This is a genomic window from Fodinicola feengrottensis, from assembly GCF_010993775.1.
Classification (GTDB): Bacteria; Actinomycetota; Actinomycetes; order Mycobacteriales; family HKI-0501; genus Fodinicola; species Fodinicola feengrottensis.
In genome coordinates this window covers 184,594-198,314 of the sequence record NZ_WOTO01000005.1, presented here as the reverse complement: position 1 = coordinate 198,314, position 13,721 = coordinate 184,594, and the positions used below count along the sequence as shown (strand labels likewise).

The following is a 13,721-nucleotide window of genomic DNA, read 5'->3' as shown; positions in this document are numbered from 1 at the left end:
ATCCCACCCGCGGTGAAATGATTCATGTCCAAAGGTGGCCAGTGATCGACACCCTTGCGTCTACCAGGCCCGCTGGTTAGCATCGCCGCCTAATACGTTTCAAATACGCCTGACGATGGCCGAAGCGGAGACGCACATGACGGGCGCCGGGGCACCCAGCATCAAGGATGTAGCCGCGGCGGCGGGCGTTTCGCTCGGCACCGTCTCTCAACGTGCTGAATCGGCCGGAACAGGTCAGCCAGCGGACTCGCGCCCGCGTCGAGGCAGCAATTGCGTCCCTCGGCTTCGTCCGCAACGAATCGGCCCGGCAACTGCGCTCCGGCCGCAGTCGTACGATCGCCTTTGTCGTGCTGGACGGCGGAAACCCGTTCTTCACCGACGTTGCCCGCGGTGTCCAGCAGGTCGCCGACGCGGCCGGCATGGCGGTCTTTCTCTGCAACAGCGGCGATGATCCGAGCCGTCAGGCCGCTTACGTTGACCTGCTGGAAGAACAACGGGTCGGCGGCATGCTCATCACCCCCTTGGCCGGCGACGAGGAACGCATCGACCTCCTGCGCCAACGCGGCATGCCAGTCATCGTGGTCGACCGCGCCGGCGGTCCCGGCAGCTGCTCGGTTACCGTCAACGACCTGCTCGGCGGCGAACTCGCGGTCACCCACCTGGTGGACGGCGGTCACCGCCGAATCGCCTTTGTCGGTGGCCCCATCGGCATCGGCCAAGTCGCCGACCGACTCCGCGGCGCCCGGGAAACCCTGGCACAATCCGGAAAGGGCGACCTCGTCGTGCTGGAAACCACCGCCCTCAACGTCGCCGAAGGCCGCCGCGCCGGCGAACGCCTCGCCGGCCTACCCGCCTCCCGCCGCCCCACCGCTGCCTTCTGCGCCAACGATCTGCTGGCCCTGGGCCTCCTGCAACAAATGGTACGACTGGGCCGCCGCGCCCCCGACGACCTCGCCATCGTCGGCTACGACGACATCGAATTCGCCAGCGCCGCCGCCGTACCACTGAGCTCAGTCAGCCAACCACGAGAACTTTTGGGCCGTACGGCCGCGGAGCTCCTCCTCTCCGAAGCACGAGATGGCTCCACACATGAACACCAGCAGGTAGTCTTCGCCCCCGAACTCGTCGTCCGCTCTTCCACCATGTAACCGCGCGGCTCAAACAACCCCTTCGGCCTGGTAAGCAGACGCCTGCAAAGAGAAAAGAGTCGCGTACACCCCCTCGGACGCCATCAAATATTCATGCGTCCCCTGCTCCACAATCCTGCCCTTTTCCAACACGACGATCACATCAGCGTGCCGCACGTTGGCCAGCCGATGAGTAATAAGAATAGTCGTACGCGCGTCGCCATCTGACTCACTCAATCGCTGCAAGGACTGGAAAACCGCATGTTCGGCCCGGGCGTCCATCGCCGCGGTTGGCTCGTCCGCCACCAGGATCGGGGCGTCCCGGTAGAGGCCGCGGGCGACGCTGATCCGCTGCCATTGACCGCCGGACAGGTCGCGGCCGTTGCTGAAGCTCCGGACACAGTACGGTTTTTCCACCGTGCGGCAGTTCTTCGATCACCGCATGGGCGCCGGAATCGCGCCTCGCCCGGGACAGCGCTTCACCGGTCGGGTCGAGGCGGTCGAGGCGGCCGATGCGGATGTTGTCGTCCGCGGTCATCGGCCAACGCGCTGGATCTTGCAGGACCATGGTGATGCGCTGGTGGATCGAGAGTTCGTCGACGGTGGTCAGGTCGACGTCGTCCCAGCGGACGGTCCCGGTTGTCGGCTGATAGAGCCCGGTGAGCAGTTTCGCGAGCGTGCTTTTGCCCGATCCGTTCTCGCCCACCAGCGCGATCGTCTGTCCTTTGTGGATCGTCAGGTCGATGTCGCGCACCGCCGGCGCGTCCTGGCCAGGATAGGTGAATGACATCGCTTCGGTGCTGATCCGCTGCGGATCGGCTGGCGCGGCGAGGTCGGATGGTGTGGCCGTACGTTTTGCGGTCTCTTCCAGCAGAGTTGTATAGAGCTCCAGATACAACGTGTTCTCGTAGAGTGTATTGACGCCGAACATTGTGTTGGCAAGTGCCGATGCCGCCATCCGCATCGCCACCATGGCGGCACCTGCCAGCGCCAACGCAAGCGTGCCGGAATAGAGCAGCATCCCCAACGCCCCGAAGGCAACCCCGCTGCCGACCCCAGCGATCGCGCGTCCTACCAAGTGGACACGGGTTTTCGCCAGCTCAACCCGCCGCGATTCGGCGGTCAACTGGTCGCTGATCCGGCGATATTCGCCCAGCAGCGCCGATCCAGCAGTGCATGCGCGCATTTCGGCGGCGTTGTCGCGGTCGGTCAGCAGGTCGCTCGCAAGGCTCTGTCGCCGGTGCCGGGAAAACCATCCGCAGGAAAGAACGATAAGAGAGCTTGGCTGCCCGCGCGGACGCCCCCAGACATTCGGGTACGACGGCCAGCAAAACCAGTGGTGCCAGCAATGGATGCAGCAGCCCGGCGGCGACCACCGCGGCGCACAAGTAGATCACCGATCCGCTGATGTCCGCGATCGCCTTGATACTGGACCCAATGCTGTTGACCCCATGCAGCAGACTCTGCCGCAGCAAATCGGCGTAATCGCTGTCCTCAAAGGCAATCAGCGGCACCTTCGATACCGCCGTATGCACTTGGACCTGCGCGGCCTGCTCAACCTGAGGTTTCAACACCGCCTGCGCCGCGCCGCTGAGGGCTTCCAGCAAGGCCCGCGCCGAAAACGCCGCCACCACCTGGACAACGGCCGGGAGCGACGCTACCACGAGCGCCGGCGTCGGGCCCTTCGCCAACAACGAGGTCAGCACATCCGCGGTCGCCAGCAAGCCAAACGCCGTTACGCATCCGCTGACTATCGCCAACACGCCGGCCGCCGCCGTGAGCCACCGGGACGACCGCCATGCCAACCCGACCACCAGTCGTACGCCCGCGGGCAGCGCCCGTAAGGTGCGCCACAAACTGGTGGAGGCCACTTGCTGCTCGATGAGCGTCCATTTCGGCAGCGACAGGTCATCGACCCCGACCAGCGGCCGACCCGCGTCGGCCGTCATCAAGTCGCTCGCGGGCGCCAGGGTGCGCGCACGAGGCTTTCCCTGGTACGCAAAGCCAGACCGAGGACTCGCTGCTCCGGCGGGTGGCCGCAGCCCAGTAGCCGATTGCAGTGCATATGCACAAAACTGCGGGCGAGGTGAATCTTGGGCCGCAGAAGTTCGGCATTCTCCGCTAGCTGGTCCAGATCATCCGCCACCGCCCCGACAACAGTGTCCCTCGCGGCGAGGATTTCCCGCGCGGCCGGACCATCGGGTTGGTTGAGCAGCCAGTCCGGCTCTCCGAGCACCGACCGCAGAGCGGGCTGCTGCGCCCGGAACTCCTCCGAGGTGTCCTTGCGTTCCACCAATCCAGCGGCGTAGAGGCGCTCACGCTCGGCCGTGTCGAGGCCCAGTGCGGCCAACAGCCGGTCAACCGAGTAGATGGCAAGCTCGGTACGGTCGATGTCCGACTTTTGTTGTTCGAGCAGGCTCAGCAAATCCACCACGGCGACGCTGTCGGCCGCGAAGAGTCGCTCGGACACCACCATCGCGGCGGGACCGCCGTAGCGCTCCACCTCCTGGTCGTACGTGTCGAGGCAGAACCGTTGCACATAGCCGTGCGCCACCAGATCGGCTCCCCAGCGCAACAGGGTGGGCGCGAGCCGGTCATTCAACTTGTCGGGATTGCCGTGCCAACGCACCCGGATATGCGGCTCCGGATCCTCGTAACGCATGAAAAACCACGAGTCGGCGAGCCCATTGGCGGTCGCCTCGCTGGCGAGATCACGAATCGGACCAGCCAGCAGGTCCTGCTCGTACGGCGGCAGGTGGTAGAGCTTGGCGAACAGCCAGTCGCTGCCCGGTGGCCACAGCCTCGCCTGCGGGAGCGGTGGGGCGACCGGTGGTACGGCCGCGGCCCGCGCTCGCGCGGCACGCGGTTTTTTCTTCGCTGTTCAACACAACGGGGACCACCAGCTCGCTCAGGTACGTGCCATCCGCGCCCGGCACCCAGGCGTGATCCGGCGCCGGCAACGCCTCGTGCAGCAGGACCGCGGGACCGTCGCCGCCGGCTTTCCTGCTCTCCGCCCGAAGTTGCTCGAGATGGTCTGGCTCATCCAGGTCGAGCAGCAGCCGGTTGTCGGCGAGGGCGAGATACGAATACCGCGGCGGTTGCCAGCGCTCCCGCCATTTTCCGAAAGAGGCGGCGAAAGCCTGCGGCGCCGAGCAGTCCAGGGTGCCGGCGGGAATCTGCCAGCGGGCCGGGGTGAGCACGGCACGGCCCAGTTGTACACGTGGGAGGAAGGGAAATCCGGCCGCGGGTCCCCAGTCGAACGAGCTGAAGGTTGTCCGGTGGTCACGGCTGACCTCTTCCAGAAACCGTACGATGGCCGGCGCATTCGAAGTGTTCAGCATATGCCCGGCCGTTGGCACCACCTCCCGATCCGCGGCCGGCCAACGGATCACGAATCGACCGTCCCGAATGCCCACCGTCAGCTCGTTCACCGGCAACTGCCGGTCCAGTGCGGCGCCGGGCGTGGTGCCCAGCGCCAGCTCCCGGTCGCGGACCAGTGGGCGGATGGTGACGTTGGCGAGCCTGCAGCTGCGTGGCAAGTAGGTCACCTCGGCGCGGATCTTTTCGCTGTCCCGGGCTGTCTCCGCGTCCGCCACCGCCTGCAGCGCGGCCACCGCCGAAGCGCCGAGTTGGTCCGCGAACCGGCCGAGCACCCGGCCGGCCGAGCCGGCACCGAGATTCGGTCCAATCACCACTTGAAAATCGCCGGCATCCACCGCCGCGGCCGACCTCGCCAGCACGAAAGCCGAAATATCCAGCGAAGTCGGCGCGTTCGCTGGTTTCAGCTCCTCGACCTGGAGCTTGTCCATTGTCGCCGCGTCCAACTCGACGACCTGTTGGCCGTCTTTGATGGCATTCAACGCGAGATCGACCAGAGTCCGCTCTCGTACGGACGGTTGCTCACTATGCGAAGCACGGGCCGGCCGGTGCGAATGACCGGGCGCGCCGAGGCCCAGCTTGGGATCGAGCAGCTCCAGGATCGGCACCTCCCGCTCGGATCCGTATTTTGTCTCGAATTCAGACCGATACTCGTCGAGATGGATGGAGCCATTGGGCCGCGGCGACAACCGGAGCAAGGTCTCGGCAAGGGTGGCCACCTCGCTTGCCACCGCAGCACTGACCTGGCGATTTTCCAGTGAAAGCGCCAAGTCCGTCTGCAGCGGCCCTTTCCCGGCCGGGCCGTCCTTGCTCGGTACGACTTCGTGAGCGGCCTGCGCTTTGGCTGCCAGCTTGGCATAGCCGGGTGCGGCTTGATCGAGATCGAGCCGGTCCCAGTCGGCTATCTCGGTCAACAGGTCAGCCAGCGCGCCGGCGGCCTCGGCGGCGGCGGTCGGGATGCTCGCCAGCTTCTCGGCCACATACCGGGCCGGATGGGCGATCGTCAGCGGCGGTCGCAGATCGGTCAGCAACACCGTTTGTTCCCACAGTTGCTGGACAAACGGTTCGACCTTGGAACGCGACGCACCGCTGGCCGACAGGTGGCCAATCAGTTCTTCGTACGGGATAGGCGTACGAGCGCATTCCAACGCCGTGCGTACGGCCCCGGTCGCTCGCAGGTTAACCGCGCGGCCGGCCTCAGCCGGATCGCCGATGGTCGCTCTTTCGGTGAGGAAGAGCCGATCGGCGCGGACAAACGCGGCCGGATTCGCGTACCAGTTCAGACCGGACCGCACTTCGGCACGTCTTTCCACGGTGGCGACGAAATCCATCAGCCAGCCCATGTCCGGCCTGGTATGGGTACGCGGGTGGTCGGCGCTCAGGGAGAGGTCAGTACGATCGCCCCATTCAGCCAGCCCGACGCCAGCGAAGGCCCCGAAAAGGCGTCGGCCGAATGGACATCCGGATGAGATAGCGCAACAGTTTCCCGGCCAAACGCCGCTGCGCGGCCGCACTCGTTGGCGGGTTTTCCAGCGCTCGTACGAGATCGCCGGCACCGACCGCGAGGGCGCGCTGCATTCGGGGGTCGGCCGGCCACCGCCGAGCCCGGAGCGGTTTCGGTTGGCCACTGACGCTCCGGTTGGCCGGCCAGCGCCAGATACTGCTCAACTGGGAGCACCGGCGTACGCACCATCAGCCAGTCCAGCGGCCGATACAGCGGCTGTCGGCTCGCTCGACCCACCTTTTTTCTCCTTCACGCTAGTAACAACAGCCGGTCCCAGCCGGGCTCCCGGTCGCTGCCCGCGGCCAGCAGGGCAAGGGCGGCACCGGCCGCGCCGTCCAGCAGCCCCGGCCGGTCCACCAGCTCACCACCGGCCTCCGATGCGAAATAGCCGAGCGGACGTTCTGGTTGGTACAGGGCCAAAAGTCTCTCAGTAAGATCGATTGCCTCGGCCGCGAACAGGTCGTCGCCGGTGTCATTCCAGAACCGCAGGGTGATCTGCAGCAGACCGCCGACGCCGTGGCACAACCCTGGGGAACGGCCGACAATCCTGACTTTCCATGGCCGGCGATAGACGGCGGCCATCGCCTGCAGGGCCATCGATCGAAGCTTGTCATCGTCCAGGGCCGCGCCAGCCAACCACAGCACCCTGGCTATTCCGGGAGTGCCATAGCACCATCCACTCTGCGCCGGATAGGGCAGATCCCGAGTTTGCTGGGACGGCGGGACGGCGGCCGGCCAGTTCGGACCCCATTCGTCGTCAAGGCGGTGATTCAGGATCCATTGCACGGCCTGCTCAATCGCCACTTCCTGTCCTGGCACCGAAATGCCAGCGGTCGCGGCCAACGACAGCACTGCTACCGGCCCGGGAATGCCATGCGACAAGCCCAGGTTGTAGGCGCCTTCCCGGAATTCCTTGGCCATCGGGCTTTCCGGTACGAGCGCGTCGAACGGAGTGAACCAGTTGGGCCCGTCCGGCCCTTCGCCGGTGAGCACCACCAACCCGGCCAGTACGGCTCGCAACGACTGGACAGCTGCCGGATTTTCGGTCCTGCGAAGGAGATAGCCGGCCGTCCCGGCCAGCCCGGCGACGGCGTCGTACGCCCGGGACGGCAGGCCCGTTGGGGTCTTCGCCAACTGTTCGCCGCGAGCCCGTGCGATCGGTACGATCGCGTCGTCCGCTTTTGCCAGCAACTGCTGGTATCGGCTGCCGCCCTGCGAGAGCCAGTGGGCGGTGAAAGCGATTCCGCCCAGTCCGCCGAAGAGTCCAGGGTGGGCGCTCCAGGGCCCTTCGATGGCCCGGGTGGCATCGGCGAGCGCCGCGTGGGCGGCATGGTCCCAGCCGTGCCCCGGCCGCAGCCGGTCCAACTGCCCATGCAGCACAGCGGCGCCCGCCGACGATTCCAGCCCGGCCTGCGTTGGCGCGACCGGCGTTCCGAGGGCCTGCGCGCTGCCCATCGCGCGCAGGCGCTCAGCCACCTCGGTCGCGGTCGAGACCGCGATCGCCGCCAACGGCACGGGCAGCGGCGTACGCCACGGCGCCATCGGACCGGACGGCGCCGGCGCAGGTTTCAGGCTTGTCATGGAATTACCGGCAGTCCCAACCGTGGGTGTTGCAGAGTCCACAGGTCGCGTCGTGCGAGTCGTCGCAACCAACCGGACCGGAGGTGTGTGCCGGTCCGGACCACGGCGACTGGTAGTTCGGCTCCTCCAGCCGAATATCCAGGTCGAATTCGTCCAAGCCGTTGGGCATGTCATTTTCCTTTCGAGAGAAGAAGAAGAACAGGCAAGCACTGTCCAGGTTGCGGCCTGCCGGAGCCGTTGGCGATGGGCGGCGACCGGGAAGATCCAGGAAAGGTTCCCGGTATCGACGGGAACACCTGAAGTCTTTCGAGGTCAGCGCCGCCAAGTTTCCCCTAAGGGCAGCGATACGCGCACAACCGTGAATCACTCGGGAAGGCGCACAACAGCCGGGCATCGAGGAAAGATGCCCGGCTGGAGGTCGAAAATCTAGACTTTGCGGCGACGAGCGGCGAGCGCGCCACCGGCCGCGAGCAGCACGCCGAAGGCGAAGATCAGCGTGCCCATCACGTTGACCTGGGGCGGCAGGCCGACCCTGGTGGCGCCCCCCAGATCCACAGCGGGAAGGTCTCGGTCGACCCGGCATTGAAGCTGGTGATGATGAAGTCGTCGATGGACAGCGCGAAAGCCAGCAATGCGCCGGAAAGAATGCCGGGCAGGATCATCGGCAGGGTGACCAACCGGAAGGTGTCCCACGGCCCGGCGCCGAGGTCGCGGGCGGCCTCTTCCAGTGAGGGGTCCAAAGTCGCGGCCCTGGCCCGTACGGTGATCGCCACGAAGGACAGCGAGAACATCACGTGCGAGATGAGAATGGTCAGATATCCCCGCGGAATGTCCAGGTTCAGGAACATGGACAGCAGCGCGGCACCCATCACCACCTCGGGCGCGGCGATGGCGGCGAACATGATGGTGTCCAGAATGCCGGCGCCGCGGAACCGGTAGCGGGCCAGCGCGAGCCCGATCAGAGTGCCCAGAGCGCCGGCGATGACCGCGGTGAGCAACGCGATCGTGACCGAGTTCAGCAGCGCCACAGTCAGGTCCGGAATGGCGAAGAGGTCGCGATACCAGTGCAGGGTGAAGCCCTGCCAGGTGTTGTTGAACCGACCTTTGGTGTCGTTGAAGCCAAACACGATCATGCCGGCGACCGGTACGAACAGCCAGGCCAGCACCGCCCAGGTCCAGACCCGCAGATATCCACCGGACCGGCGCGCCCGTGCGGCCCGCGCCGGCACGTCAGCGACGGCGGTCGGTGGCTCTTGCGTGAGTACGCTCATCGGGCCGCCGCCTCCATGATGTCCTTGGTGCCCAACGCTCGCGCGTACGCGAAAATACCGATCAACAGCAGTGCCATCAGAGTGAAGGAGAGCACCGAGGCGATCGGGTAGTTGCTGGCCACGAAATACTGCGACTGGATGACGTTGCCGATCATGGTGTTCGCGGTGCCACCGAGCACCTGGGAGTTCACGAAGTCGGAACTGGCCGGCACGAAAGTCATGATGACACCGGCGAAAACTCCAGGCAGCGACAGCGGCAGGATGATCTTGGTGAAGATCGCTGTTCGGCCCGCGTAAAGGTCACGACCGGCCTCCACTATCCGGTGGTCGACCCGGTCCAGCGCCAGGTAGATCGGCAACACCATGAACGGCAACCAGTTGTACGTGAGGCCCAACACCACCGCCGGAGCGGTCGCGAGGACATGGAAGTCCGCGGGCAGCAGCCCCCAGGACTTCAGCGGCGCCAACAAGATGCCGTTGTCTGACAGGAGAAAGCTCCACGCCGTCGTACGCAACACAAAGGAGACGAAGAACGGCAACAACATGAGCAGCAGGTACGTGGATTTGCGGGTGCCACCGTGGAAAGCGATCCAGTACGCCATCGGGTAGGCGAGCACGATCGCGAGGATGGTCGCCGCCAGCCCGTAGGCCAGCGACCGCAGGAGCTGGGTGTGATAGAGCCCGATCGCGTTGGTGTAGTTGGAGAAACTCCACGTCGGGCTGAAGCCGCTGACCACGTCACCGGTCTGCAGCGAGAGCGACAGCATGAAGACCGCTGGGATGACGAAGAAAATGGCCAGCCAGAGTCCGCCGGGCAGGACCAGGAAGTACGGTGAAAGCGTCGCGCGCAGCCTGTTCATCGCTCACCCCTGGATGATGGGCTGGAAGATGTCCTGGAAAGTACGGTCTTCGGTCGGCGTCAGCGGCCGGAAACTGTGCAGCCGCGCGTAGTCGGTCGCGGATGGATAGACCAACGGGCTGTCCGCGATCTCCGTCAGTGAGTCCTGGTCGTCACCGGTGGCCGCCGCCGCCTGCGCCCGGATCACCGCCTGGGTGGCCGGCACCGGGGTCACGTAGTTGATGTACTCGGCCAGCCCAGCGGCTATTTTGGGCTGATAGAAGAAGTCCATCAGCTGCAGCGCGTCGACCGGGTTCTCGGCCGTCAGCGGGATGCACATGTTGTCGGTCCACAGCGAGCCGCCCTCTTTCGGAATGACGAACTTGAGTCCGGTGCCTTCGGAGACGTTCTGTTGGAAGATGTCGCCGGACCATGCCATGGTGATCCAGATGTCGCCGTTGGCCAGGGACTTGATGTAGGTCTGGTCGTAGTACGCGCGGACAATGCCCTTGTCCCGCTGTTGTTTCAGGGTCGCGGCGGACTTTTTCCAGTCCGCCGGGCCGGCGCTGGCCGGATTGATGCCCAACTTGTACATGCCGAAATAGCCGAGTTCGTCGGTCGCCGAGAACATCCCCACCTTGCCGGCGTAAGCCGGATCCCACAGGTCGGCGATGCTGGTGATTTCTTTCTTGACGTATTTCGGATTGTAGCCAATACCAGTTATCCCGGACGTCCAGGGGATCGTGTAGAGATTCCCTGGATCGAAGATCTCTTTCTTGTACGTCGGCCCCGCGTACTGGGCGAAATTCGGCAGCCGGCTGTGATCCAACGGCACCAGATATCCGAGCAGCTGCATCTTGGTCAGCTCGATGCCGTTGGTCATCACCATCAGGTCGTAACCAATCGACTGGCCGGCCGCGAGCTGCGGCTGGATCCGGCCGAACCACGACGGGTCGTCCTGGATGACCTCCTGGTATTTCACCGTGGTGCCGGTGGCCTGGGTGAACTGTTTCAGCTGCGTACGCTTGTCATCCATGTAAAGCGGCCAGTTGGCGAAGTTCAGCTTGCCGTGCCGGCTCTGGCCGGCCCAGTACGAGGTGATTTCCTGTTGCGTCGGCGGCGGCTTCTGCTGTCCTTTTACTCCACACGCGGCCAACCCGAGCGACACCCCGCCGGCCAACAGCAACGACCGCCGGGACATGGTCAGGCCTCGGTGCAAGGCGGCCCGATTCACGCCGCCGCCTCGGCCGGACGCACCGGGGTCAGCGGGTACGAATGCCGGGCCTGCCAGTAAAGCCACACCCGGTCGCCGCGCTCGGCCACATCGGAGGCATCCGAGCCGTTCTGCAGGAAAACCGTCATGTCCGCGCCGGTGTCCGTACGCACCGCATAGCTCGTCGAGGTGCCGAGGTAGACAACTTCGGTGACATCACCGAGAATCCGGCAGCAGTCGCCGTCCGGCTTGGTCGCCGACAGCCGCACTTTCTCTGGGCGTACGGTCAGTTCGAGCTCTTCGCCGACAACCGCGGCGGTGGTCTCGACCAGCACCCGTTGGCCGTCACCCGGCTCGATCACCGCGTGCCCGTCGACGACTTTGGCCACCGCGCCGGACAAAAGGTTGGACGTGCCGATGAAACCGGCGACGAAACGGCTGGCCGGCCGTTCGTAGATCTCCCGCGGGCCGCCCAGCTGTTCGACCACGCCGGCGTTCATCACGGCGATCCGGTCGGACATCGTCAGCGCCTCGCTTTGGTCGTGTGTCACGTAAACGAACGTGATGCCGACCTCCCGCTGAATGCGCTTGAGCTCAATCTGCATGGACTGGCGGAGCTTGAGGTCCAACGCACCAAGCGGCTCGTCCAAAAGCAACGCGCGCGGCTTGTTCACCAGCGCCCGCGCCAAAGCGACCCGCTGCTGTTGGCCACCGGAAAGCTGGCCGGGCCGGCGTTTCTCCATGCCGCCGAGCTCCACCAGCTCCAGCATCTGGCCCACCCGGCTGGTGACCTCGGAGCGGCTGACCGCCTTGCGGCGCAAGCCGAAAGCGACGTTCTCGAAAATCGTCATGTGCGGAAACAGTGCGTACGACTGGAAAACCATGTTGACGTCCCGGCGGTGCGCCGGGATGGACGTGACGTCCTCGCCGAGCAGGTGCACCGAACCGGTGGTGGGCACCTCGAACCCGGCCACCATCCGCATCGTGGTGGTTTTCCCGCAGCCGGACGGCCCTAACAGCGAGAAGAACTCGCCCTGCCCGACTTCCAGGTCAAGCCGCCGGACGGCCGGCACCTCGCCGTGCACCGAGCCGTACGTCTTGCTGAGGCCCACCAAGCCGATCGCCGGCGGTTCCCCAGCGGCCACCACGGTTTTCACGTGGCCGCCGGATTTCGTTGCGGTATCACCCATTCTGGTCGCTCCACTGCTCGCGGTCAGGCGCCGAAATAGCTCATGACGTGCTTGACCCTGGTGTATTCCTCCAGGGAGTAGAGGGAGAGATCCTTTCCGTAGCCGGAGTGCTTGAATCCGCCGTGCGGCATTTCGGCGACAATCGGGATATGCGTGTTGATCCACACGCAGCCAAAATCCAGTCGGCGGGAGACCCGCATCGCGCGGGCGTGATCACGCGTCCAGACGCTGGACGCGAGGCCGTATTCCACCCCGTTCGCCCAGGCGACCGCCTGTTCCTCGTCAGTGAAACGCTGGACGGTCACCACCGGGCCGAAAACCTCCTGCTGGATGAGGTCGTCGTCGTCCTGCCGCAGCCCGGAGATGACGGTGGGCTCGTAGAAAAAGCCGCGGCCGCCGACCGCGCGACCACCGGTCCGTACCTCGGCGTGCGACGGCGCGTTGGACACGAACGCACTCACTCGCGCCAGTTGGTTGGCATTGTTGAGCGGCCCGAAATCGGCGTCCGGGTTGTCCAACCCGCCGGTGATGGTACGAGCGGCGGCTTCGGTCAGCGCGGCCACGAAATCATCGTGTACGCCAGCACCGGCCAACACCCGGGTCGCGGCCGTACAGTCCTGGCCGGCGTTGAAATATCCGGCGGCGGCGATGCCGGCGGCCGCTTTTTCCACGTCCGCGTCGTCGAAAACGATGACTGGCGCCTTGCCGCCCAATTCCAGGTGCAGCCGCTTGAGATCTTTCGAGGCGGCCACAGCGACTTCGGTGCCGGCTCGTACGCTCCCAGTCACCGACACCAACTGCGGGATGCGGTGTTCCACCAACGCCCGGCCGGTGTCCCGGTCACCGGTGACGACGTTGAAAACGCCCGGTGGCAGGAATTCGGCGCCGATCTCGGCGAGCAGCAGGGTGCTGACCGGCGTGGTGTCCGACGGCTTGAGGACCGTGGTGTTGCCGGCCGCGAGTGCTGGCGCGAACTTCCAGGTCGCCATCACCATCGGGTAGTTCCACGGCGTCACCTGGCCCACCACCCCGATCGGCTCACGCCGGATCCACGAGGTGTGGTCAGCCAAATACTCGCCGGCGGCCCGTCCCTCCAGCACCCGGGCGGCGCCGGCGAAGAACCGCAGCGAGTCCAGGATCTGCCAGATCTCCTCGGATTTGGTGAGCCCGCGCGGCTTACCGGTGTTCTGGCACTCCAGCTCGACGAGCTCATCGGCGCGCGCCTCGATCGCGTCGGCGAACCGGAACAGCGCGAGGCTGCGTTCGGCCGGCGTGGCGTCCGCCCACCCTGGCGCGGCCTTCGCGGCGGCCTGGAAGGCCGCGTCCACGTCGGCCGGCCCGGACCGCGGCGCCACCGCGAACACCTCGCCCGTACACGGATCAACCAGCTCGTCCGTCCGGCCGTCGGCGGCGTTCACGTACGCCCCACCGACGAAGTTCTGCAGCTGACGCACCCATCCACCCCTCTCCTGTCACCGCCTGGAGAGTGTCGACTTTGACAGACTCGATGCCTGTCGACAAGTGATTCCGTTGAATTACTCCCCGCAACCGACGGAATCAATTGACCTGAGTGGCCTTGGACAGCGAACAGGTGCACAGCCAGGGCTTGGCTGTGCACC

The 13,721-nt window shown here is 65.7% G+C and carries 14 protein-coding genes and 1 pseudogene; 1 reads left to right on the top strand and 14 read right to left on the bottom strand.

Annotated features, from left to right (window positions below):
- Positions 1 to 136 precede the first annotated feature (136 nt).
- Positions 137 to 1,148 (top strand): annotated as a pseudogene (locus GNX96_RS06540) (LacI family DNA-binding transcriptional regulator).
- A 9-nt stretch (positions 1,149 to 1,157) separates the two neighbouring features.
- On the opposite strand, the gene GNX96_RS49420 reads toward GNX96_RS06540, so the two are convergent.
- The 14 genes from GNX96_RS49420 to GNX96_RS06485 form a co-directional block, all read right to left on the bottom strand.
- On the bottom strand, positions 1,158 to 1,475 hold the full coding sequence (locus GNX96_RS49420) for a hypothetical protein (RefSeq protein WP_279579596.1): 318 nt from the start codon (positions 1,473 to 1,475) through the stop codon (positions 1,158 to 1,160).
- Complete coding sequence (locus GNX96_RS49415) at positions 1,357 to 2,313, bottom strand: ATP-binding cassette domain-containing protein (protein WP_279579558.1); 957 nt, start codon at positions 2,311 to 2,313, stop codon at positions 1,357 to 1,359. The genes GNX96_RS49420 and GNX96_RS49415 overlap by 119 nt, the downstream gene beginning before the upstream one ends.
- Positions 2,228 to 3,076, bottom strand: coding sequence for an ABC transporter ATP-binding protein (locus GNX96_RS49410; protein ID WP_279579557.1), 849 nt, complete (start codon positions 3,074 to 3,076; stop codon positions 2,228 to 2,230). The genes GNX96_RS49415 and GNX96_RS49410 overlap by 86 nt, the downstream gene beginning before the upstream one ends.
- Positions 3,076 to 3,846: a thiopeptide-type bacteriocin biosynthesis protein gene (locus GNX96_RS06530; protein ID WP_279579595.1), complete on the bottom strand. Its 771-nt coding sequence runs from the start codon at positions 3,844 to 3,846 to the stop codon at positions 3,076 to 3,078. Before GNX96_RS06530 ends, GNX96_RS49410 begins: the two co-directional genes overlap by 1 nt.
- Positions 3,839 to 6,019: a lantibiotic dehydratase family protein gene (locus tag GNX96_RS06525; protein WP_163567389.1), complete on the bottom strand. Its 2,181-nt coding sequence runs from the start codon at positions 6,017 to 6,019 to the stop codon at positions 3,839 to 3,841. The genes GNX96_RS06530 and GNX96_RS06525 overlap by 8 nt, the downstream gene beginning before the upstream one ends.
- Positions 5,913 to 6,173 carry a lantibiotic dehydratase gene (locus tag GNX96_RS06520; protein WP_163567388.1) on the bottom strand — a complete coding sequence of 87 codons (261 nt, stop codon included), beginning with the start codon at positions 6,171 to 6,173 and terminating at the stop codon, positions 5,913 to 5,915. Before GNX96_RS06520 ends, GNX96_RS06525 begins: the two co-directional genes overlap by 107 nt.
- Positions 6,174 to 6,258: 85 nt before the next feature.
- Positions 6,259 to 7,590 carry a lanthionine synthetase C family protein gene (locus GNX96_RS06515; RefSeq protein WP_163567387.1) on the bottom strand — a complete coding sequence of 444 codons (1,332 nt, stop codon included), beginning with the start codon at positions 7,588 to 7,590 and terminating at the stop codon, positions 6,259 to 6,261.
- 4 nt (positions 7,591 to 7,594) lie between these two features.
- Positions 7,595 to 7,759 (bottom strand): hypothetical protein, encoded by a 165-nt coding sequence (locus tag GNX96_RS06510; protein ID WP_163567386.1) that lies wholly within the window; start codon positions 7,757 to 7,759, stop codon positions 7,595 to 7,597.
- Positions 7,760 to 8,016: 257 nt separating this feature from the next.
- The gene (locus GNX96_RS49405) at positions 8,017 to 8,145 is read right to left on the bottom strand and encodes a hypothetical protein (RefSeq protein ID WP_279579556.1); all 129 of its coding nucleotides are present in this window, start codon (positions 8,143 to 8,145) and stop codon (positions 8,017 to 8,019) included.
- The gene (locus GNX96_RS06505; RefSeq protein WP_279579555.1) at positions 8,094 to 8,861 is read right to left on the bottom strand and encodes an ABC transporter permease; all 768 of its coding nucleotides are present in this window, start codon (positions 8,859 to 8,861) and stop codon (positions 8,094 to 8,096) included. Before GNX96_RS06505 ends, GNX96_RS49405 begins: the two co-directional genes overlap by 52 nt.
- The gene (locus GNX96_RS06500; protein ID WP_163567385.1) at positions 8,858 to 9,721 is read right to left on the bottom strand and encodes an ABC transporter permease; all 864 of its coding nucleotides are present in this window, start codon (positions 9,719 to 9,721) and stop codon (positions 8,858 to 8,860) included. The genes GNX96_RS06505 and GNX96_RS06500 overlap by 4 nt, the downstream gene beginning before the upstream one ends.
- Before the next feature lie 3 nt (positions 9,722 to 9,724).
- Entirely contained in the window at positions 9,725 to 10,933 is a 1,209-nt protein-coding gene (locus GNX96_RS06495; protein ID WP_279579554.1) for an ABC transporter substrate-binding protein, read from the bottom strand.
- The gene (locus GNX96_RS06490) at positions 10,930 to 12,102 is read right to left on the bottom strand and encodes an ABC transporter ATP-binding protein (RefSeq protein WP_163567384.1); all 1,173 of its coding nucleotides are present in this window, start codon (positions 12,100 to 12,102) and stop codon (positions 10,930 to 10,932) included. The genes GNX96_RS06495 and GNX96_RS06490 overlap by 4 nt, the downstream gene beginning before the upstream one ends.
- A 23-nt stretch (positions 12,103 to 12,125) precedes the next feature.
- Entirely contained in the window at positions 12,126 to 13,556 is a 1,431-nt protein-coding gene (locus GNX96_RS06485) for a gamma-aminobutyraldehyde dehydrogenase (RefSeq protein ID WP_163567383.1), read from the bottom strand.
- Between the last annotated feature and the right edge of the window lie 165 nt (positions 13,557 to 13,721).